The sequence below is a fragment of the Cylindrospermum stagnale PCC 7417 genome (assembly GCF_000317535.1).
Taxonomy (GTDB): Bacteria; Cyanobacteriota; Cyanobacteriia; order Cyanobacteriales; family Nostocaceae; genus Cylindrospermum; species Cylindrospermum stagnale.
This window is the reverse complement of the sequence record NC_019757.1, coordinates 4,447,120-4,468,851: the sequence shown is the minus strand read 5'-3', so window position 1 is coordinate 4,468,851 and position 21,732 is coordinate 4,447,120. Positions and strand designations below refer to the sequence as shown.

The following is a 21,732-nucleotide window of genomic DNA, read 5'->3' as shown; positions in this document are numbered from 1 at the left end:
CAAACTTTAGTTTTCGTACAAATACTTGTCAATGTTGGCAGACCAGTCAGGTGGCCCTTCTAGTTTGAGCGATCGCGCCGTCTCTAGAAACGAGATCGTTTCCTGTTGATCTGGGGGCAAAATTTCAATACTGATTCGCACACGGGTATTAGCTGGCAGCGCAATCGGTTCAGCAGGATAGAACACGTTGCCATCAAACACAGCTGCTATTTTTTCAACCATTATTCTCAAAAAGTGCACTATCTATATCCTAGGACAGTTGTGGTAGCACTTACTAATGCTTGCTCCGTATCCTACCGAAATAATAGATTTTTCAGCATACCTTAAACCACCAACTGCAAAACACCCCACTGCCCACCTGTCAACCAATCAGGGTCAGATTTTGCCACTTCTGCCACATTTTTCGCCTTGAGTCCGGCGGCGACTTCTGACTTAAGGGTGCGTAAGGCTACCATTGGCGCGGGTAAGTAAGAGACGATATCTGCAATGTTGGTGGTATAGTCCCAATGGCGATCGCCTAATAACCGCCGATAATTGGCATCTCCTTTAACAACAATTAAACTCGACTTGGCTAATTCACCTTTGAGTGCTGAAGGTATTTCCCAAAATGCTAACGGTGATGTCCAGAAGTAATCTTCAGTTAAAACTAACTTTCCCGAAGCGATATTTGCTTGCAATCTTTCAGTAAAAGATTTAACCTTTGGATGGCTACCAGCAGCTAAAAAATTAATCGTGTAATGCACATCTTTAATCATGGCATCAGATACAAAAGTCGGATGAGGTTTTAAGTGCAAGTAGACCTCATTAACCAAGCCACTACCTAACAAAAAGTCTACAAAACACAAATCACAAATAAGCTCAAAACCTGCATTATCTATAACAAAATCAATACTCCCACCCTTAGCACTGGTTAATAATTCGCTAACTGAAAATGCATCATCTACTAATATATGAGTTAGTTGATTTTGAATATCAAAACGGCTCCGGTCATCCTCAAATGCCGACCACAAACTCAAATCAACACGATTTCCCCACAGCGCAAAGTATAACAGAGCAATTACAGATGCTTGGTTTGATTTACCTGCTTTCTTTGATTCATCTAACCATTTATCTACTTGACTACACAAAGAGATAATAGAATCAAGAGATGCTTCTAAACCTTGAGCTTTTTGTAACTCAAACGGGTCAATACCTTGCAATTCACCAGGGCGAAAGTAATTGGTAATATCCAGAATCAGCCGATAAAAATAAGTTTCCGCAAAAAACCAGGGCACATCCACCCACCGCTGACCTTTATATGGTTCTAAATATTGCTCCCAGGCTGTAAAGTCTGCACCAGTATCATCTGCCAGAGTTGGCAAATATCCTGTTGGTAGTTCAGCAGCGAGTTTCTCCAAGCTTTGATTAATTTGGCTAGGAAACTTATTTTCCGCTATCACTCGGCGGGCGATCGCAGGCATTCGTTGAGTTACTGTAAACTCAGTAAAAGAGCCGACTTCAGTTCCTACTAGTGGCGCTGGTAGGGGTAATTTGGGGATGTGGGGATTCACCACAAAGTTTTGTCCCTTGAATTTTTAGTTATTTTAACTTAATTTTGACCAGACTTTTACAACTAGGCAAAATTTTGAGTTATGTAAGCAAGTTCTGCCAAAATATCACACACAACCAAGATTTAGAGGAGTAGAAACTGAAATTATTTTCTGGGCTTTCTATTTTCTATATACATCACGACGATGCTTACATTGGAGGAGTAAAATGATTAATTGTTGATCTTCAATTTCATAGCGTAAGCGATAGTCACCGACTCTAACACGATATTCATTTTCATATCCTTTTAGTTTTACAACTCCATCAGGACGAGGGACTTCTGCAAGCTGGGCAATTTTTTCATATACATGCTCTTTTATATCATTTGGCAGATTATCTAATTCTTTTTGAATAGATTTAGTTACAATAATTTGGTAGGTCATTGTATCTATTTGCTCTGTTGGCTTAGATACTGATTGAAGGTGGTATATTCCCCATTTGCGTATTCATCACGAACTGCTTGAATTTCTATTGCAGTTGCTTCATCCTCATCCCAATTTTCTTCTTCAGCTTGAGAAATCGCCTCATCAAGAATCTGCCAAAGTTGCCGTTTTTCTGATAGCCCTAGTGACTTTAGCGATTCAATAAGAGCTTCCATCGGAATGAATAGCTGTACTCCTATCTGTGACATCGCTTTTCTCCTAGTGCTGTATGATTTCCTATTTTAGCTTCAACCTGAAATTTCTGCTTTTATCTCAATCCGAAGCTAACGGTCGGATACGCTCTCCCCCAACCCATTCCATCCAGTACGATGGAGAATCGTCATAACTGATAAAATGCAGACCAAACCAGGCTTTTTTTACTGTAGCTGGATACCATTCTTCATCAAATTCCACTTCTACTGAATCACCAACTGCAAACATATCTGGATTGTAGGGTTGAATCCGCTCATCTTCTACCCATTCCTCTGAGTTATCCACAATGTACTGGATATTAACTTGACCGTCATGTCTTGCTAAAGTCTTGGCTTTATACCACTCACCTTCATACTCCACTATCACCCGTTTACCTTCAACTGGTTCAATGTCATCCGACACCCTAGCTAACTGCATTTGCGGGTCGAAATCATTGGTAGTGATAAACATAGATTTCTGTTCCTCGATAAAAGCCATTTCCAATTCGGCGTATCGAGAAAAATCATACAGAGTTATAATGCGATCGCCATCTAAATCTACAACTGGATCGCCCAATAAACCCTTGTACAAAGACTCTGTAAAAGTCCAGTTACCTGTTGATGAATTGTGCGAGTAGGCTGAACTAACACAAGCGTAAGAAATCTCTGAATCTCGATTCTTAACCTCATCAATCAAAGCACCTGAATAGCAACAGTCAGCTAAAAGCAAGGCTTTAGAACCATAAAAATTACTTTCAATATCATCAAAAATCGAAGACACAGACCAATAATTGTCTCTGTCTTCAGCATTAGCATCATAATTTATAAAATAATGTGTATTCGTGTCAGAATCCCAATCTCCATGACCAGCAAAATAGAAAATTAGTAAATCATCTTCGCTGGTATTAGACAAAAAATCAGGAAGTTGTTGAATCTGCTCAATGGTAGCTTCTTGATCTTGCAAATAGATGATTTGTTCATCTGGAACCCCCTGGGAGCGAAAGAAGTTAACTAATTTTTCATCAAAACGACCTGGTACAGCATCCGGGAAAGATGCAAAGACATCAGAATTTTTCCATTCAAGAATTCCGACAGCAAAAACCCAGGTTTTCTGAGCATCCCAATCTTGTTGATGTTGTTTCACTTTTAATATAGTCTCATGGATATTGAAAAACTGCTTTCAGCGCAGATACATCACGATAAGATGATTGCAATTGACAGTATATCACTATGAAAACTTTATAACTAATCTATTTATCAGGTTGAGTAACTCTAGTTCCCTTTGAATAATTTCTTTATACGTTTCTTTTTTATCTCCCCTTATATGAATTTCTTTTTTATCTCCCCTTATATGAATTTGAGTTAACCTTTTATTCGACAAGAGAGTTATGCAATCAACATCATTTGGCAATAAATAATCAATATAAATTCCTTCTCTATCATTACTCTTTAAAAAATTACTAATATAGAAGCCATCCTGTATACGTTTTGGTAATGCTCTTGTAGTTAAAATTTCTTCAATAAACAAAGCTGTTGATTCATCAATTTTGTGATGATCATATTTGTCCGTTAACTTATTAGATTTTGAAACATAAGGATATAATTCGGCTTTATTATTATATAGAATGGATAATATAATAAATCCCTTTGAAGCTTCTTTCTTAATTTGCTCACCTGGAATTTGTGAATTATATGGACTCAATAAAATTCCTTGAAATTTAACTTTAAATTTTGTAGGTAAATGCTTATCAATTTCATCTTTTAAAATTTCTTTCAATGTTAAAATTTGCTCAATTCCATTATCTAAAGAATTGTGATTTGTACCTTTCATTTCAATAATGGTGCAAATGCAAGTATTAGAATCAATATAAAGAGACATATAATCTGGTCTTTTTAAGTCTTGATTTCTTATAAGCGGATCATCTCTTCGATCTATTTCAAATAAAATACATAAAGATTGATTTTGTGAATCTAAAGTTATACGAAAATGTACTCCGCTTTCTTTAGGAACACTTCTTTCTGGTATTGCACAAAACACTAGCAGATTTTCTAGAAAATTAAAATTTTGCCAATCGAGTTTATCTTTTTTTGCCTGTAGAATTTTAGCAGGATCATTCTTCTGTTTCACTTTCACTGACTTTTTCTTGTCCTGCTTCATAAATTTCAAAAAACTTTTGTTGAATATCTACAGAAACATCACTTAAAGTATCCCATCTAATACCATAATCTGGATCGTTTAACGAGACTAACTTATTCTCTTTCATTTCATAGGCACTAACTTGATCTATAGGTAAAAATGCTCTCTGGTCTTTTAGATAGAGAGATGAAGACTGATTTTTCAATATCTCAGGATTTTCATGATTACCATTAACCAAATTATTCAGATGAGCCATAATATATGGACTATGGGTTGTGAGTAAAACTCTTATCCCAAGATGAACAAGAATAGATAAAGCCTCAAGAAGCTTCGCTTGTGATTCTGGGTGTAAGTTCATCTCTGGCTCATCTATCACCAGAAAATCACCTTTACTTGCACGATACCTTAAATATAACAGTAATGGAGCAAGTTGCTTGATAGAAGATGAAGCGTTATATAAATCAATTTCAAGACCTTTTTTAACCAAGACTTTTATCTCTTTTCCACCAAGTTTATTACTCTTTAAGTTCGTCTTATTTTTATTCTGTAGTTGATTTTCAATCTCATCCGCTAACTTCTGAAATTCATTCTTCCCACTTGATGAATCTATTTCCTCTGCTTCTTGAAGTTCTATTTCAGATAAAAAATCTAAAAAATCTTCTACTGGCTGTGGATAACGGATATCACCTTGATCCTTCAGTAGCTCAAGTTGTCGTTCAGAGCCACTACTGCTAAATATCTCTCTTTGATTATTTTTAAGCAATTTATATCGCCTATTTGCAAGGATTTTATATGTATTTATAAAAGCATTTCTTTCAGCAGGAAATGGGAATATTTTAGAAAAAATAATTTGTTTAATAATAAAAATTAACAATAAATATGCTTTATCATCAAATTTTTTAAGAAAATCTTCGATTAGGCTTATGCTTTTATCTCCACTTTGTTCTTCATTTATTGATTTTATTTCAAATAACAAAACATTGTCTTTGCGACTAATGTTTATGGGAGTACCACCTATTAAAATAGGGTCTACTTGCGGAATTAATTCATTGATTGCATCCTCCACTTCTTGTCGAGGAATTATCATTTCAAATGATGTCTTTGAAAAAAGTTTACCACTCGAATCCTGAAAAAATGATTTTAAAGTACTTCCTTGGAAATTTCTTGCTGTCTCTTCAGACTCTCTGATAACAAAATCAAGTAGATTACTATCTATTTTCAGTGACCATCTACCTACCTCTTCCTGCTTAATTTCTAATTTATCAAGGTTGACACGTAGAGTTCGCCTAGCACGCTGCCACAAGCCGTATATGGAGTATGCAATATAGGTTTTGCTTGAGTTATTAGGGCCAATAATTACTGTCAGAGGACGCAAGTCTAACTCTGTTTCTTTAATAGAGCCTAAGTTTGAGAACTTGATTTTCATGTTGCGCCTATGTTCCAAGTAAAAATATTATAAAACAGATTACCTATCTAGTGCAGCTAAGATAGATGGCTATCAGGGTATACTGAGTTAAGTAATCTCTATTTTCTGTCCGTTACGTCCTAGCATTATAGCCATTGTCATAATTTGGTTGACAAACTCAGCAAATACTCATTAGCATTGAATTAGATGCTAATTCAACTTATGGCTATGATAAACCTTTCCAGAGATATACATTCCCTTACTGAGTTTAAGCGTAATACCACTGAGTTTTTGCAGCGAATTAAGCAAACAAAACAGCCATTAGTTCTAACTGTCAACGGAAAAGCAGAGTTGATTGTTCAAGATGCAGAATCTTATCAGCAACTTTTAGATGCTGCTGAGTTAGTAGAGACTTTAAAAGGCATTAAACTTGGCTTGGAACAAATGCAGCAAGGAAAAGGTAAAAAAGCGGAAGATTTTTTTAATGAACTGTTTGATAAATTAGACAGTTCCCAATGACTGAGAAATATCAAATAATCATACAACCCGCAGCGCAGAGAGCAATAGAAGAAGCTTATTTGTGGTTTAGTAATTTTTCTCACCGCAAGGCTAGAACATGGTTAGAGGGATTATATAAATCTATTTTATCCCTAGAAAAAATGCCTTCTCGTTGTTCTCTAGCCTTTGAGAATAATTTTTTTGATTCAGAAATCCGACAACTTATTTATGGAAAGGGGCGAAATAGCTATCGGATTCTTTTTACAATTGTTGATGATACTGTTCAGATTCTTTTTGTGCGACACGCTGCTCAAAAACCAATGATCGATGAATCTGATGAGGAATAAAATAATTTATCTCTTCAAAAACTTTTGACGCATCTTTGAGACAAACATATTCACTTCTGGTATTTTCAGCCAAGAAGCAATAACTGCAAATACGCCAATTCCCACTAAGCCAGATATAGACAACTGCAACAGCAGAATTACCAAACCTTCTTTACCTAAAACCTGCTGACAACCAAGCAAAGTCCCATAACTAGCTACCCCAGCAACAACGCTACCAGCAGTCAAACCTAAAATTGGTAAACTCCACTCTCTCCAAGGTAAACCGTTGAGTTTGCGATTTAGTAAAAATAACAGCATCAACATCGAGCTGCAATTTACCCCCACTGTAGCTAAAACCAAACCGGGTGCGCCAAAAGGTTTCACAAAAATCGCATCTAATACGATATTCAGGAAAATATTATAAGCACTGATTCTAAAAGGTGTTTGTCCATCACCTAGAGCATAAAACACCCGCACTAAGACATCACGTCCTAAATAAACAAACATCCCAACACCGTAAGCCACTAACAGAGAAGATACTAGCTGGGTAGCTTCTTGCTTAAATGCACCCCGTTCATAAACTACCTGCACAATGGGGACAGATAGGGACACCATTAGCGCTCCTAGAGGTAACATGGTGACAGCAGTTAGTAGCAATCCTTGGCGAATACGTAATTTTAATTCTTGCCAATTTTCGGGGGCGGCAAGTTTGGCAAAGATTGGTAATAGGGGCAATAATATAATATTAGAAATAATCCCTAAAGGAGTTTGGACTAATAGTGTGGCATAGCTAAAACCCGCTGCTGCTCCGGCGATTGGACTAGCAAAATAGAGGTCTGTGGCGACATTAATGGGCATCATACCGGAAGAAATTGTCGCCGGAGTCATGATTTTAATTACTTCTTGGACGGCAGGAGATTTAAAATCAAATCTGAGGCGTAATGTTCCTAATCCTAACCGCCACTGGACGATTAATTGCACTATCCATTGAAGAATTGCTCCGGCTAAAGTTCCCCAAGCTAAGACAATGCCACCGATAAAAGCGTATTCTGGTTTAATAATGTCTTTGCCATATTGCAAGGTCAAAATACCAATGCCTGCAATTAGGGTAATACTGGATAATAAAGGGCTAAGGGAGAGTAACCAATATTGATTTGCGGCGTTGAGAGTACCGAAACCGATGCCAATTAAGCCTGCAAATAAAGCCATTGGCGCCATGATACGGATTTGTTGAATAGCGATCGCTCTCGTTGTCGCTTCCAACCCATGGCCCACTAGGTCAACGATCGCATCTGCAAAGAAAATCTGAGCAAATGTCACCACCAACAACAACCCACCCACCAGGGTTGTCACCGTTTCCACCAAGGGTGCTGCTTCTTCTCGTTGACGCTTGGCTAAAACGCTAACAATCGCACTGTGTAACGGCCCATTCACACCACCAAGCAGTATCAATAGAAAGCCAGGGATAATATAAGCGTAACTATAGGCAGTAGCAGCAGCACCTACACCAAAAGCAGCTGCGATCGCTTGCTGTCGTACTAAACCAAAGACTTTACTAATTAACGTTGCAGCGGCAACAATGCCAGCAATTCCAGCAAAAGAACGAGCGGGTTTTTGGTCTTTTTGCGTCACGAATGATACCTGAAAACTCTTGTAGAGACTATATCTGAGAATATTTAACCTGAAATTTTAACATCTGTCAGGTAACTTCTAAAAAATTAGCTTATCACTTTGCCTATTGCATTTATACTGAGATTGTATATTTACATAACTTGCATTCATTAAATCAACTAGCATATGAACACAACCTATACAACCCCAGAGATTCGGAAAATTGCTCAATATCACAAGTTGCTTTTATGGTCTATTTTAGTTGCTATACTTGCCAACTTCATCAGATTTGCTCTTAACAATAGTCCCATAGCTTTGCTTGTATACTTTGCGGCAGCAGGTTTCGAGATATTTGCACTGTACAAGTTGGGAAGATCCCTAAAGTATTCAATTGTATTAATGATTTTCCTCTTTGTTTGCTTATTTATACCGCTTGTATCTTTGCTAATATTGCTTTTCATGAATAGTCAAGCTACTACAGCTTTGAAAGCTGCTGGAATTAAAGTAGGATTTATGGGTGCTGACCTTGAATCTATCTAAGTATTTGGATACCTAAGCCTGGAAGTTACCTCTTTGAATTAGCTACAAAACCGGGCTTGAATCTTTGAATTCAGACTGCTAATAACTTGGTGCAATGCTAAAAATAGTAACTATTGAATGTGGGAAAAACAACTAGCTACTTCTCGTAGGGTGCATTAAGGTATTTCTCCTAAGGAACAGAGATGATATAAAGATTAATTCTTCACTATGCCTTATGGTGTAACACAACTATCTACATCCCAAACTGTCGCGTGTAGAAATTCCTGTTACTGGATTTACGCCATCTGCACTTTTGCATAATAGCGCCACTTGATAGCGATCTATCAAAGCATCTGTAAAATCAGCACCAGTCACATCAGCATCAAAAAAGCGGCTACGGGTCAAAGTTGCTTCTGTGAAAATAGCATTTTTCAGGTTAGCACCATCCAAAGTCACCCGGTCAACTAAAGCACCAGCTAGGTTTGCACCTTCCAGATTTGCTTTTAACAAAACTCCCTTAGTGAGAATTGCGTTAGTTAAATTCGCACCTTGGAAATTTGTCCCCCGCATTTCTGCCGCCACAAAAGTCACACCGACTAAATCAGCGTGAGAAAAATCTCTATTCTCTAAACTTGCATTGTTGTAGTTGATGGTATTGATTTGAGCAAAAGCTGGTTGGGGATTAATAATTACCCAAAACCAAGCCAAAATCAACATCAAAATCAAACTTAAAAGCCGAAGTAAAATCTTTTTCATAAAATTTGTTTTTTGTCTTGTGTCATTAGTCAATAGTTTTTTGCTAATGACCAATGACTAATGACTAATGACTAATGACCAATGACTATTTCCAGTCTTTACCAATACGGATTGTAATCTCAGATTCCAAATTCCCGCTGGCCGCCACCTCGATTTGACCCAAGCCTAAAACTTTTTGTAGGTCAACGCCTGGTTGTCGGTTTCCTTTCTCAACAATAATTTGAGTCTGGCGTTGGGTATCCGGCCAATCCGATACTGTGTAAATATTAGTAAAGCCTTTCTCTTTGAGATAGGCGATAACTTTTTCAGTTAACTGAGGTTGATTGGAAGCATTTTGAATAGCAATTTTGAGGCGAGAAACTGGTCGCGTATCCGGCTTAAGACCAGGTATATTCACCCCAACATAATCATTCAACAGGCTCTGTTGTCCAGTCATATTCAGCCAATAGCTATTAGGGTCTTTGCTAAAACGGCTGAAGGTACCAGGCAACACAGTCATTTGGAAATTATCCCGTTCCACCTCCAGGGAAAAATGTGCTAATGCCATCATTTCTTCTGTCTTCAGGTTGGTATCAAAATACTTTCGCATAATGCGAGTTAATTGAGGCAACCGAGGTAAGACAGTGGGGCTATTAAGGCGTTGCAGCAAGGCTGACATTAGTACTTGTTGACGCTGTACTCTTGGCAAATCGCCTAAACCTTCTTCGCGGAATCGGGAAAATTGTTCTGCCTGTTCACCATTGAGAGTTTGCCACCCGCTGACTAAATTCATCGACAACCGACCAGCGATGTCTTGATATTCCATCGATTTGGGCACAAAAACCTCTACCCCGCCCAACTGATCAACTAACTGCCGCATGCCACTGGTGGAGATGCGGATGTAGCGGTCAATGGGGGCATTATTTAATGTCCGGCTGACTACCCTTGCGGCTAAGACTGGGCCGCCTTGGGCATTAGCCTCAGATACTTTAGTTAATCCCTTTTCTGGAATAGCCGTGACCGTATCTCTGGGAATTGACAGCACCCGAATAGATTTATCGCTGGGGTTGAGCCTTACCAGCAGCATGGTATCGCTGGTACCAGCAAAGCTTTCTGGTGAACCGTCAACAGTACCCTTAACTGGTTCAATCCCCATAATTAGAATATTCATGGGTCTTGATAGTTGGTATCGGGAGAGTATGCTCCGTGCATCCCCAGGTAAGATGGTTTTTGCCAGATCTTTACTAGCAGTTCCGGAATCTTCATCTGTTTGATCGAGATTACTCCACAGGGGAGTCCACAGGGCCAAAGTTGATGCCATTAACCCGGATAAAATTACCCCCAAAACCACCGTCAAAATCCACAATAGCCATCGCGGCATCGTCAAGCCTAACCGCTCATAAAGCTCGTTAGGAATTGCACTTACCGAACCGACGACGTTACGGTTTGTAAACGCTGGTTGTTTTGGTTTGACTTCTGGCTCCGAAGTCCTTACTGGTTGAGGCGCAAACTGATTTTCGCGTTTTAGTTGTTGCACTCTTGCCTCTTGCTCTGAGGCTGGTACTTGTTGAGGCGTGAACTGATTTTCCGACCATTCGACTTGTTTAATCACAATTATCTCCCCACTCAACCACTCCCTAAAGGTATGTTAATGCAAGCTACAAATCTTGCTAGTGAAAGAGCTAGCTGTACACTTGTATTGTTCTTCGGTAGGTATCTATAACAGGATGAATAGCTCATTTATCCCCGTAATTCTTGCTGGCGGTAAAGGTACAAGATTTTGGCCCCTGAGTCGTCAAGACCGACCCAAGCAATTTTTAAGTCTCGATGGTAGCTCTAGAAGCCTACTACAAGCAACCGCTGATCGACTGTTAGCAATCGCCGGCGGCTGGGATTCCTTGTGGGTCATAACTTCTAGTCAAATAGCTCAAGGAGTACGAGAACAACTACCCGATCTGCCAAATCAAAACTTGCTGATTGAGTCACAGGGGATGGACACCGCCGCCGCCGTTGCTTGGGCAAGTTTAGAAATTAAAAAGCGTTACGGAGAAGAAGCAATAATTGGCTTTTTCCCTGCTGACCACTGGATTGCTGACCAAGAGGCGTTTGCACACACTCTCAGCGCTGCTACCCAATTAGCGGCTAGCACAGCAGCGATCGTCACTTTGGGGATCAAGCCGACTTTCTCATCAACTGGATACGGCTACATTGAACAAGGTGAAAAGATAGGTAGCTTTAATGAGTTGCCAGCTTATCACGTCAACCGCTTTACTGAAAAGCCCAACCGGGAAACGGCAGAAACTTTTTTATCTACGGGACGCTTTAGCTGGAATAGTGGCATGTTCGTGTTTCAAGCTGGGGTTGTTCTTAAGGAACTACATACCCACGCTCCAGAAATTATCGAACCTTTAGAACAACAGGGCCCTGATATATATCCCCAGTTGCCTAAAAAGAGTATAGACTATGCGCTAATGGAAAAGACAACTCTAGCATACGTCTTGCCAGTGGAATTTGGTTGGGATGATTTAGGAGATTGGAATGCGATCGAACGCTTACTCAAAAAACAAGAAAATCCCAATGTGGAACTCGCTACCCATGTGGGGTTAGATACGCAGGGTGCAATTATTTATGCCTCAGATCCAGAAGATGTAGTTGTGACTATTGGCTTAGAGGATGTGGTGATTGTGCGCGATCGCAATGTGACCCTGATTGTCAAAAAAGACCGCACCCAAGATATCAAGCAGATACTCAAAATCCTGGAAACTGATCCCAGATTTACCCACTTACTGTAAAAGTTAACACCCTTGGTAGAGGCTTAAAAGTGTTATCTTCTATTATAACTTGACTGTCTAACGTTTTTTGTGACAGTTATGGCAATCAGCAGCTTTGAGCCTTTAGCCAAGACAATGGCAATCAAATCTATCACTGCCTATCAAAAATATCTTTCTGGAGCCAAAGGTTTTTCTTGTCCCCATCGTCTAGTACATGGTGGGGATTCCTGCTCAGATTACGTCAAAAGGATGCTGAGTGAGCATAGCCTCACCAACGCCGTCAAATCATCCAGACAAAGATTTGGTGATTGTGCCACAGCAAGCAAAAGCTTAACAACTACCCGCTGCCGTTTTTTTATCATTCCCTGTTGCCTACCCCTTTGAGTTATCTGCGTCTTTGCAGTTAGTGATCACAATGTTCCTTACCCAAACTGTTCCCCGTCAACGAGAAATCATCGAAGTAGTCCTTCGCAATGGCTGGGACTATATGCGAAGGTTACTCACTGGTGGCAAAACTGATGAACCCCAGCTACCTACACCTGCGGTGCTAAAAAACATCTTGGTGGATTTGGGACCAGTCTATGTCAAACTCGGTCAGCTACTCTCCACTCGTCCAGATTTACTCAACGCTGCTTACATTGAGGAACTCTCAACCCTGCAAGACGAAGTTCCACCAGTTCCCTGGTCAGAGGTAGAAATCATCCTCCGCAAACAGCTAAAACGCCCCTTAGAAGAAACCTTCAGTATCATCAATCATATCCCAGTTGCAGCGGGATCAATTGCCCAGACCCATCGAGCGACATTAGCGGATGGTCGGGAAGTCGCTCTCAAAGTTCAACGTCCGGGAATTGATTTGACGATCGCTCAAGATATCGCCTTAATTCAAGGTATCGCTGATTTAGTAGCGCGTACAGAATTTGGGCATAACTACGACATTAAAGCGATCGCCGAAGAATTTACCAAAGCCTTAGAAGCCGAGTTAGATTTCACACGAGAAGCCGGTTTCACAGACCAACTGCGGCGCAATTTATCCCATAGTCGCTGGTTTGATCCCACACAATTAGTGGTAGCGGAAATTTACTGGCATTTAACCACAGAAAAATTAATGGTGATGGAGTGGTTAGAAGGAGTACCCCTACTCTCAGCCAAACTTAGCAGTGAAAACGGTAAAAACCCCGCCACCGAACGCAAAGCCATCACTACTTTGCTCTTTCGGGTATTTTTTCAGCAACTATATATTGATGGCTTTTTTCATGCTGATCCCCATCCAGGCAATTTGTTTTATCTCATAGATGGTCGGATTGCTCTCTTAGACTGTGGCATGGTTGGCAGACTTGATCCCCGCACTCAGCAGATATTAACAGAAATGTTGTTGGCGATTATTGATTTAGATGCTCAAAGGTGCGCTCAGTTAACTTTGCAATTATCAGATTCTGCTCAACCAGTGATTTTGGCACGGTTAGAAAATGATTATGACCGGATGCTGCGAAAATATTACAACGCCAGCTTAACTGATATTAATTTCAGTCAGGTATTTTATGAAATTCTGCAAGTAGCTCGCAACAATAAAATTCGCCTACCTAGTAACATGGGCTTATATGCCAAAACCTTGGCTAACTTAGAAGGGGTAGCGCGTACCTTCAATCCAGAAGTAAATCTGTTTGATGAAATCAAGCCATTAATCACAGACTTGTTTCGTCGTCAGCTATTGGGGGATAATCCAGTGCGATCGCTCCTCCGCACCGCTCTAGATATCAAAAGCCTCTCGTTGCAATCTCCCCGCCATATTGAACTGTTATTAGACCGTGTTACCTCAGAAACCTTACAGTGGAATCTCTCACTCCAAGGTTTAGATGGTATGCGCCGCACAATGGACGATGCCGCCAACCGGCTTTCCTTTAGCATTTTGGTGGGTTCCCTGATTATGGGTGCAGCAATTATTACCACCAGAGCAACGACGACTCAACTATCTTTTTTAAGCAGTGTTTTATTTGCCGCCGCCAGTCTGTTAGGGTTGTGGTTGATTATTAGTATTTTGCGCTCAGGGCGTTTAAGGTAAAGCATAATGCCAATTATCGTGGCTGAATCCTTACGTAAATTTTATCCCGTGGCGATCAAAGAACCGGGAATTAAAGGGACAATCACCCACTTTTTCCGCCGCACTTATCACTCAATCAAAGCAGTTCAAGACGTTTCTTTTGAAATCGCCCCTGGTGAAGTAGTCGGGTTTTTAGGTCCAAATGGCGCCGGTAAAACCACCACCCTGAAAATGCTCACAGGGCTAATTCATCCTACAAGCGGCACAGTTAAAGTCGCCGGACAAGTGCCATTTCGTCGCCAAGAGGCATTTTTGCAAAAAATCACCTTGGTGATGGGGCAAAAACAGCAGTTAATTTGGGACTTACCCGCGCTGGATTCTTTGAAAATAAACGCCGCTGTTTATAACATTCCTGACAAAGAATTCCAGCGGCGAGTCGGAGAATTAAGTGAGATGCTATTCCTATCCGGCAAGCTTACCCAACCAGTGCGGAAACTGTCTCTAGGTGAGCGGATGAAGGCGGAACTGTTAGCAGCACTTTTACACCGTCCCCAAGTCTTATTTCTCGACGAACCCACCTTAGGGCTAGATGTCAATGCCCAGGTAGCGGTGCGTGACTTTTTACGTGAGTACAATCAGCGTTATCAGGCGACAATTTTGTTGACTAGCCATTATATGGCCGACATCACGGCTTTATGTCAACGGGTGCTGCTAATTCACCAAGGAAAGCTGATGTATGACGGTAGCTTAGATGGACTCTTAGAACGCTTCGCCCCTTACCGGGAAATTTATGTAGAGTTAGCCCAACCACTACCAACAGAAAAACTCATGTTCTATGGTGACGTACAACTGGTAGAAGGGCGAGCCGTGCGCTTTATAGTCCAGCAAGAAGCCCTCACGCGCACAGTATCTCAGATTTTGGCTGATTTAGAGGTAATTGATTTAAAAGTCACTGAACCACCTATAGAAGAAGTGATTGGACGAGTTTTTCAGGCAGGATATGTATAGTCAGTGATGATATGAAACGGATTATTAAAAAAGCCCTAACTTTGCTTTCAGTCTACTACGCTCATATGCTTGAGTTTCGAGCAGAACTGATTTTATGGACTTTGTCAGGCTCCTTACCAATTATTCTCATGGGTGTCTGGATACAGGCGGCGCAAGGTGGAAGTTTTGGTCTCAAACCTGTGGATTTTGTCCGTTACTTTTTCGCCGTTTTTATTGTCAGACAAATGACAGCTGTCTGGGTAATTTATGATTTTGAAAGAGAGGTAGTAGAAGGCAAACTTTCTTCCCGGTTGTTACAACCCTTAGACCCAGTATGGCATCATGTTGCATCCCATGTTTCTGAAAGATTTGCCCGGATAACTTTTGTGATGCTATTGATAGCACTATTTTTTTTCTTATATCCCCAGGCTTTTTGGGTACCGAGTTTGGCGAAATCGTTGCTGTTTATCTTGGCTGTAGTGCTGGCTTTTGCTTTACGGTTTATAATTCAGTATACCTTTGCCTTGTTCGCCTTTTGGACAGAACGAGCTTCAGCTTTAGAAAATTTATGGATGTTGTTTTATTTATTCTTATCTGGGTTAATTGCACCTCTAGATGTGTTCCCCGAAGCTGTGCGGACAATAGTCATGTTTACACCTTTCCCCTATTTGCTTGATTTCCCAGCAAGCATTTTAGTAGGGCTACCTGTGGACATAACACGGGGATTTTTAGCAATTGTCGGTTGGATTTTGGTGTTTTTGGGTGCAAATCGCTTGCTATGGCGTGCAGGCTTAAAGCAGTATTCGGGGATGGGAGCGTAAACAATTCAAAATTCAAAATTCAAAATTCAAATTTAAGAGTTTACTCACTCCATAACTTATAGGACTTACGCAAAATATCTCTCAAACTCTCATTTCTCTGCGTCCTCTGCGCCTGGAGCGGTAACCTGCGGCACGCCGCTCCGCGTCTACGTTACTCCGTAACTCATGCGTAAGTCCTAATTTAGTTAAGAAATGACTAAATAAACATCTCGCCAAGACTTTTCGTAAGACAGGCGTCACGATAGGCTGACAAGGCTTGTATGCCTGTCCTACGGGATTATTTATTTTTTGGATTTAGCTAACTTCCTAAAGTGTAAACTATCTGAATTAGTTCTAGCAATTCAGCTAGCGTATTCGCAGTTAGTATGCCCCGCTGAATTTCCTTTAGTTGCTCTAAATCGGAGATTTCAGATATCTTGGGCATCAGTTGCAAACCTTCAAGGCCGAATTTAACTTCTAAACTTAGTTCAATACTTGACAGCCTCTCCAGTCGCCGTCCTTCTTCCCTACCCTTTTGCAAAATTTCCTGATAGAAGAAAGATTTTTCTAAAACCACTACACACCACCTGATGATTTATCTAACTTGCAGGAGTTGGAAAACTCTACCCGGAGTTCCCGTAATTTGTCGAGAGTATTTACAGTCAGAATGCCGCACTGAACTGCTTTTAGTTACTCTCAATCAGAAAACTGCGAGATTTCGGGCATCAGTTGTAAACCTTCGCTACCAAATTTTATCTCTAAACTCGATTCAATGCTCGAAAGTATACCCCATTTTTCACCCTCTCTCAAAGCTATTTATACTTTAACTTCCCAAAGATTGATGCAGCGGTAGTCTTGAAGCGCCTGTAAAAGGAGCGAATGTTGATTCATAGCGCGTGGGAATTTCTGGCTTGCAGCGTAATTGTAACTCATTGAGTGTCGTGAACAACAAGATCCCCGACTTCTTAGAGAAGTCGGGGATCTGAAGCTGGAGATTTTCACAAAAATGATATTTTCTATATGAATATACTTGTATCCTCCCTGCCACTATCCTCTTCTAGGATTATCAAAAAAGGGAGCAAATAAATCTTGTCTATTCTTGACTGTACCCACAGTTTCAGCAATTTACAGGCTTACTATATACTCTGGAAATATCGGATAGCTAAACTAGCAAAAATTTACTACAGCCTACAAGTTATTCGGTATTGTCTTAAATTTTTCTACTGAACCTAGAGAATAATCTTCTAATTTAAAATCAGCAAAAGGCTTATTTTCTAACCTATTCCTTAAGGCTTCATCGAGAATTACACCTTCAGATTGCTTTTTGACGCCAATAATTATAATACTGCGTTGGTAAGCTGTTGAATCTTGACTTGCTTGACAATCATTGCGCTGAAATTGCCCTAGATTTAATAATCTATAACCTTTGACGCTGGGTGTATTGCTAAATAACTTTTTTGCTAAAAGTTGTATTTGCTGGGAACGTTCTAAAGCACGTCTTTGTTCGGCTTTGACTTCACCTTCACAAGAAGCTGTACCTACAGAGATAATCTCACTGGGGTTTTCCATAAGCTTCTGTATACCTTCTTGTTCTAAATTCGATTTTAAAAGGTCAAGACTTATTGTTTTATCGTTAAATTTAATTTGAAAGTTGCTGCCTAAAAGCCATTTATATTCTACTGATAAAACAGCTATGTTAAATTCGGCAACTCTTCCTTGACTATCTTTACCTTCTTCATAGGGGAAGTAATCAACTTTGCCTTTTCTTTCTGGGGCTTGTCCGTAATTGGCAGATGCTGCAAATTTGGTTGTGCGTGTGGCTAAAGCGACTAAGCCAAGTATGCCTAATGAGACTAATAAGGCGGCAAATAATGCCAGTAGCGGTACTTTTTCTAGCTGCTTTTCTTGGGGTAATAGAGTTTTATTAGTAGTTGGTTGGGGAAACTGTTCAGTTCTAGGAATTCCTACCACCTTCACTGTTGCGGTGGTAGTTTCTGTTGGAGGGCATTCAATTTCTGCTAACTTCTGCAAAATTTGCTGGGCATTAGCGGGACGTTTTTCTACTTCTGGTGCTATTAGCCAATCGATTAAATTTAATAGCAGTGGTGAGATGTTGGGGCAATGATTTCGCCAGTGTAAGATATCATTTATTTCCCAGGGTTGTTGTCCTGTTATTAAAAATATAAAGGTGCGTCCCAAGGCAAAAAAGTCTGATTGTACTACAGATTGACCATTCATTTGTTCTAGGGGACTGTAGCCAGAGGAGGTAATTGCTGTCATGCCACCGCCGTTGGCAAGATAAGTTCTTGTGACTTCTCTGGCGGTGCCAAAATCAATTAGGACTAACTGCCCATCGGGGCGAATCATGATGTTAGATGGTTTAATATCTCGATGCAGATAGTGTTGGTCATGTACTACAGCTAAAATCTCTGCTAGTTGTTTTAACCAGGCTATTGCTTGGGCTTGGGAAATGGGGCGATTTTGCTGTTGTTTTAGCCACTGTTCTAAGTTGGGACCATCGATTTTTTCCATTGCTATGCAATGCAATATTAAACCGTTTCTGGTTTGATACTGAAAGTAACTATCTACGTTGGGAATGCCTGGATGTTGCAACTGTCCTAGTACTGTTACTTCTTGCTGAAATAGTTCTACTGCTTTGGCGTCGTTTGCTAATTGTTCTTTAAGTACTTTGAGGATTTTTGGTGTGTCTTGTTCATAAGCTTCATAAACTTTGCTAAAGCCAGTTTTGTCACTCAATAGGCGCATTACCCGATAGCGTCCTAGCAGTTCTAGTTGGGAACCACAACTTTGACAAAAGCGGTTTTCATCGTTATCGGGGTGGTTTGGTTGGGGGCAAACTGGATTAATACAAAGACTCATAATATTATATATTGTGTGGGATTGAATATTTATACTATCTGTAAGGTTGGTAATGGGTTATGGAAATAAGATAATTACCAATTACCAATTACCAATTACCAATTACCAATTCACTTCTGATTTTTGTTCTGCCAAAAAATTTGCTACAGTCTGGTTAAATTCTTTTGGGTGGGTCAAAAATGGCCAATGATTACCGGGAAGTTGGCAGAGGTGTAAGTTTTTGAGATAGGTTTTATAGGGTTGTATTTGCCAATCTTGGCGGTTCACGCCTTTTTCTGGCTGTATGAAGAGGGCAGGAATATCAAGGGGGGTGATGAAACCAGGTACCTGCATTACTGCTTCAAAAATGCGATCGCGAGCTGCTATGGTAAATTTGCTCCCCCAAGTACCATCGGGTTTTTGTTCGATTCCGGCTTGGAAGACTTGCTGTTGTATTGGTGTCCATTGTTGAAATTGGGCTAATTGTCGTATTTGTTGTTCGGCTGCTTCATAACTGGCAAAGGGCCCCATGCTTTTGAGAAAAGGCAAGACGCGATATAACAGGGGAAAGGTGATTTTGAAGAAGCCAGGAATTTTCCAAATGAAAATTGGATCGACTAGAGTTATACTCCGCAAGCGTTCTGGGTTTTGTCTGGCCCAGATGGCGGCTAGTTTACCTGTCCAAGAGTGACTGACTACATGAGCAGAAGACCATCCCAGTTTATCCATGAGTGCTTCTAAATCAGCGATCGCTATTTCAAAACTATAATCGCTCTCAGGTTTACTACTGTCACCATGACCACGCATATCTGGCGCAACTATATGGTAGTCCAACTTTAAGTAATCTCCTAAGCTAGACCACACTAAGGCATGATCACCTAAGCCATGTAGCAGCAGCAAGGGTTCTCCTCCTTGTTGGTACCACTCTAGGTAAGAAAGTTGAATATCAGGCTTCGATAGGGTTTGACGTACAGACATGATTGCAGATCCAGCTTTTGAGCGATAGCTATCTCTCAAAAATGGTACTGCGAAAATACGCTTTCACCCCCTAGAATGCTGACTCATTCCCGATAAGCACATTTATTATCTGAGGATTGTGCTAATTCACACGAAATAATGAGGCTGATGAATGCCAAGATCAAAAAAAGGACTTCTCTAGACTATTGAAACTACTATGCCAGAAATACACCAATCTATTGCCCAGCACTATCACGAACGGACTAAATACGACCCCGAAACCCTGGCCTCCAAAAATCAGCGGTTGGACTGGTCTAAGCAGCCTGTGCCGTTCAAAGAGTACAAAATTGGCTCAGATTTTGACCTCAAACCCTACATCCAAGACAACTTTGAGGGACTTGCCGATAATCCAGATGCTCAGTGGTGGCAGAGACTTTCGCAAATGCTGTTTCGCAGCTATGGACTGACAGCCAGAATGCCTTCTATGGGTAGTGCGGTGTATTTACGATCTTCCCCCAGCGCCGGGGGGTTGTACCCGGCTGAGGTGTATCTGGTTTCCCGTGGGACGCCCTTATTGCCACCTGGACTGTATAACTACCAGTGTCGGACTCATTCTCTGATGCATTATTGGGAAAGTGATGTTTGGCAAGCTTTGCAAGCCGCTTGTTTTTGGCATCCAGCTTTAGAAAATACCCAACTGGCGATAATTACGACTGCGGTTTTCTATCGTTCAGCATGGCGCTATGAAGATCGGGCTTATCGCCGGATTTTTTTGGATACGGGTCATTTGTTGGGCAATATTGAGTTATCTGCTGCGATCGCCGATTATCGCCCCCATTTAATCGGTGGTTTTGTAGACGAAGCGGTTAACGATCTACTTTACATCGATCCCCAACAGGAAGGCGCAACGGCTGTCTTGGCTTTGGCAGATTTGTTAGATATCAAACAAAATTTGCCTGTGGGACGTAGTGCTTTACCTTCTGCGACTGAAACCAATTATCCGCAAGTACCTGATGGGGAACTGCTGAAATATTTTCATCTTCATACCCAAATCGAACCCGGTACAACTGGTAAGTTGAATTTACCGGAGGTAAAACAAGAAAAAACCTTGGAGGATAAATACAACTTTCCTTTCTGTCTGAAAATCCCCACCGTCACCATGCAGATTGACTGGGGAGAAAATCTGTCAGAACTGGATAAAACCATACTCAAACGTCGCTCTACCCGTGCCTACAGTGGTGATGAATTAACTTTTGGTGAACTGAAAGCTTTACTTGATTTCACTTATCAACCACAAAATTACATCGACCAAAATTTAGATAGTTCACCAGATTACTTTGATCTAAATTTAATCGAAACTTTTATTGCTGTCTCTGGGGTGAAAGGACTGGACTCAGGCTGTTATTATTACGCGCCTAAAGCACAGGAATTGCGACAAATTCGCTTTAAAAACTTCCGGCGAGAGTTACACTTTCTTTGTTTGGGGCAGGAATTGGGGCGGGATGCGGCAGCGGTGCTGTTTCATACCGCCGATTTGAAATCAGCGATCGCACAATATGGCGATCGCGTTTACCGTTATTTACATCTCGATGCCGGACATTTGGGACAAAAGCTGAATTTAGCCGCAATCCACCTAAATTTAGGCGTCAGCGGCATCGGTGGCTTCTTTGATGACCAAGTAAACGAAGTTTTGGGAATTCCGGCTGATGAAGCTGTTCTCTACATCACCACGCTGGGAAGACCAAGATAAAACGAACCGCCAAGAACAGATATCTTGCAAAAACATCGTTTTATTATTTATCACCACAGATCAACAACAATAAATTAAAATATCTGTGTTCATCTGTGGTTTGTTAAGTTAAAATATGGAATTAAACTGCCACATATAA

Annotated in this window: 22 protein-coding genes; 9 read left to right on the top strand and 13 right to left on the bottom strand. The window is 40.6% G+C overall.

Annotation, left to right across the window (positions count from 1 at the left end; all coding sequences use genetic code 11):
* Positions 1 to 6 precede the first annotated feature (6 nt).
* From CYLST_RS18755 to CYLST_RS18725, 7 genes are all read right to left on the bottom strand, one after another.
* On the bottom strand, positions 7 to 222 hold the full coding sequence (locus tag CYLST_RS18755) for an antitoxin AF2212-like protein (protein WP_015209303.1): 216 nt from the start codon (positions 220 to 222) through the stop codon (positions 7 to 9).
* A gap of 101 nt (positions 223 to 323) precedes the next feature.
* Complete coding sequence (locus tag CYLST_RS18750; RefSeq protein ID WP_041233733.1) at positions 324 to 1,550, bottom strand: damage-control phosphatase ARMT1 family protein; 1,227 nt, start codon at positions 1,548 to 1,550, stop codon at positions 324 to 326.
* 159 nt (positions 1,551 to 1,709) lie between these two features.
* Positions 1,710 to 1,970, bottom strand: coding sequence for a type II toxin-antitoxin system RelE family toxin (locus tag CYLST_RS18745; protein WP_015209301.1), 261 nt, complete (start codon positions 1,968 to 1,970; stop codon positions 1,710 to 1,712).
* Between the two features lie 5 nt (positions 1,971 to 1,975).
* Positions 1,976 to 2,218, bottom strand: coding sequence for a hypothetical protein (locus CYLST_RS18740; RefSeq protein ID WP_015209300.1), 243 nt, complete (start codon positions 2,216 to 2,218; stop codon positions 1,976 to 1,978).
* Between the two features lie 64 nt (positions 2,219 to 2,282).
* Positions 2,283 to 3,344 (bottom strand): agenet domain-containing protein, encoded by a 1,062-nt coding sequence (locus CYLST_RS18735; protein ID WP_015209299.1) that lies wholly within the window; start codon positions 3,342 to 3,344, stop codon positions 2,283 to 2,285.
* Positions 3,345 to 3,428: 84 nt separating this feature from the next.
* A complete protein-coding gene (locus tag CYLST_RS18730) occupies positions 3,429 to 4,358 on the bottom strand; it encodes a hypothetical protein (RefSeq protein WP_015209298.1) in 930 nt (309 codons plus the stop codon).
* The gene (locus tag CYLST_RS18725; RefSeq protein WP_015209297.1) at positions 4,312 to 5,763 is read right to left on the bottom strand and encodes an ATP-binding protein; all 1,452 of its coding nucleotides are present in this window, start codon (positions 5,761 to 5,763) and stop codon (positions 4,312 to 4,314) included. Before CYLST_RS18725 ends, CYLST_RS18730 begins: the two co-directional genes overlap by 47 nt.
* 186 nt (positions 5,764 to 5,949) lie before the next feature.
* Here CYLST_RS18725 and CYLST_RS18720 point away from each other — a divergent pair, with 186 nt between their 5' ends.
* Both CYLST_RS18720 and CYLST_RS18715 read left to right on the top strand, forming a co-directional pair.
* Positions 5,950 to 6,261 carry a type II toxin-antitoxin system Phd/YefM family antitoxin gene (locus CYLST_RS18720; protein WP_015209296.1) on the top strand — a complete coding sequence of 104 codons (312 nt, stop codon included), beginning with the start codon at positions 5,950 to 5,952 and terminating at the stop codon, positions 6,259 to 6,261.
* Positions 6,258 to 6,587, top strand: coding sequence for a type II toxin-antitoxin system RelE/ParE family toxin (locus tag CYLST_RS18715; RefSeq protein ID WP_015209295.1), 330 nt, complete (start codon positions 6,258 to 6,260; stop codon positions 6,585 to 6,587). The genes CYLST_RS18720 and CYLST_RS18715 overlap by 4 nt, the downstream gene beginning before the upstream one ends.
* Before the next feature lie 6 nt (positions 6,588 to 6,593).
* Here the strand turns inward: CYLST_RS18715 and murJ are convergent, their stop codons facing one another.
* A complete protein-coding gene (murJ, locus tag CYLST_RS18710; protein WP_015209294.1) occupies positions 6,594 to 8,198 on the bottom strand; it encodes a murein biosynthesis integral membrane protein MurJ in 1,605 nt (534 codons plus the stop codon).
* A 165-nt stretch (positions 8,199 to 8,363) separates the two neighbouring features.
* Here murJ and CYLST_RS18705 point away from each other — a divergent pair, with 165 nt between their 5' ends.
* On the top strand, positions 8,364 to 8,717 hold the full coding sequence (locus CYLST_RS18705; RefSeq protein WP_015209293.1) for a hypothetical protein: 354 nt from the start codon (positions 8,364 to 8,366) through the stop codon (positions 8,715 to 8,717).
* A 228-nt stretch (positions 8,718 to 8,945) separates the two neighbouring features.
* On the opposite strand, the gene CYLST_RS18700 is transcribed toward CYLST_RS18705, so the two are convergent.
* Positions 8,946 to 9,452: a pentapeptide repeat-containing protein gene (locus tag CYLST_RS18700; RefSeq protein ID WP_015209292.1), complete on the bottom strand. Its 507-nt coding sequence runs from the start codon at positions 9,450 to 9,452 to the stop codon at positions 8,946 to 8,948.
* A gap of 85 nt (positions 9,453 to 9,537) precedes the next feature.
* Positions 9,538 to 11,043, bottom strand: a complete 1,506-nt coding sequence (locus tag CYLST_RS18695) for an LCP family protein (RefSeq protein WP_015209291.1) — start codon at positions 11,041 to 11,043, stop codon at positions 9,538 to 9,540.
* A gap of 115 nt (positions 11,044 to 11,158) precedes the next feature.
* On the opposite strand from CYLST_RS18695, the gene CYLST_RS18690 reads away from it, so the two are divergent.
* The 5 genes from CYLST_RS18690 to CYLST_RS18670 all read left to right on the top strand — a co-directional run bounded on the left by CYLST_RS18690 (position 11,159) and on the right by CYLST_RS18670 (position 16,048).
* Positions 11,159 to 12,223, top strand: a complete 1,065-nt coding sequence (locus CYLST_RS18690; protein WP_015209290.1) for a mannose-1-phosphate guanylyltransferase — start codon at positions 11,159 to 11,161, stop codon at positions 12,221 to 12,223.
* Between the two features lie 78 nt (positions 12,224 to 12,301).
* Positions 12,302 to 12,586, top strand: coding sequence for a membrane protein insertion efficiency factor YidD (gene yidD, locus CYLST_RS18685; protein WP_015209289.1), 285 nt, complete (start codon positions 12,302 to 12,304; stop codon positions 12,584 to 12,586).
* Positions 12,587 to 12,617: 31 nt separating this feature from the next.
* A complete protein-coding gene (locus CYLST_RS18680) occupies positions 12,618 to 14,261 on the top strand; it encodes an ABC1 kinase family protein (RefSeq protein WP_041233163.1) in 1,644 nt (547 codons plus the stop codon).
* 6 nt (positions 14,262 to 14,267) lie between these two features.
* Complete coding sequence (locus CYLST_RS18675; protein ID WP_015209287.1) at positions 14,268 to 15,248, top strand: ABC transporter ATP-binding protein; 981 nt, start codon at positions 14,268 to 14,270, stop codon at positions 15,246 to 15,248.
* A gap of 11 nt (positions 15,249 to 15,259) precedes the next feature.
* Positions 15,260 to 16,048 (top strand): ABC transporter permease, encoded by a 789-nt coding sequence (locus CYLST_RS18670; RefSeq protein WP_015209286.1) that lies wholly within the window; start codon positions 15,260 to 15,262, stop codon positions 16,046 to 16,048.
* Positions 16,049 to 16,346: 298 nt separating this feature from the next.
* On the opposite strand, the gene CYLST_RS18665 is transcribed toward CYLST_RS18670, so the two are convergent.
* The 3 genes from CYLST_RS18665 to CYLST_RS18655 form a co-directional block, all read right to left on the bottom strand.
* Positions 16,347 to 16,604 (bottom strand): hypothetical protein, encoded by a 258-nt coding sequence (locus CYLST_RS18665; protein ID WP_015209285.1) that lies wholly within the window; start codon positions 16,602 to 16,604, stop codon positions 16,347 to 16,349.
* 611 nt (positions 16,605 to 17,215) lie between these two features.
* A complete protein-coding gene (locus CYLST_RS18660) occupies positions 17,216 to 18,907 on the bottom strand; it encodes a serine/threonine-protein kinase (protein ID WP_015209284.1) in 1,692 nt (563 codons plus the stop codon).
* 102 nt (positions 18,908 to 19,009) lie between these two features.
* Complete coding sequence (locus tag CYLST_RS18655) at positions 19,010 to 19,864, bottom strand: alpha/beta fold hydrolase (protein ID WP_015209283.1); 855 nt, start codon at positions 19,862 to 19,864, stop codon at positions 19,010 to 19,012.
* 196 nt (positions 19,865 to 20,060) lie between these two features.
* Between CYLST_RS18655 and CYLST_RS18650 the strand changes: the two genes are divergently transcribed.
* Positions 20,061 to 21,593, top strand: coding sequence for a SagB/ThcOx family dehydrogenase (locus tag CYLST_RS18650; RefSeq protein ID WP_015209282.1), 1,533 nt, complete (start codon positions 20,061 to 20,063; stop codon positions 21,591 to 21,593).
* Positions 21,594 to 21,732 lie beyond the last annotated feature (139 nt).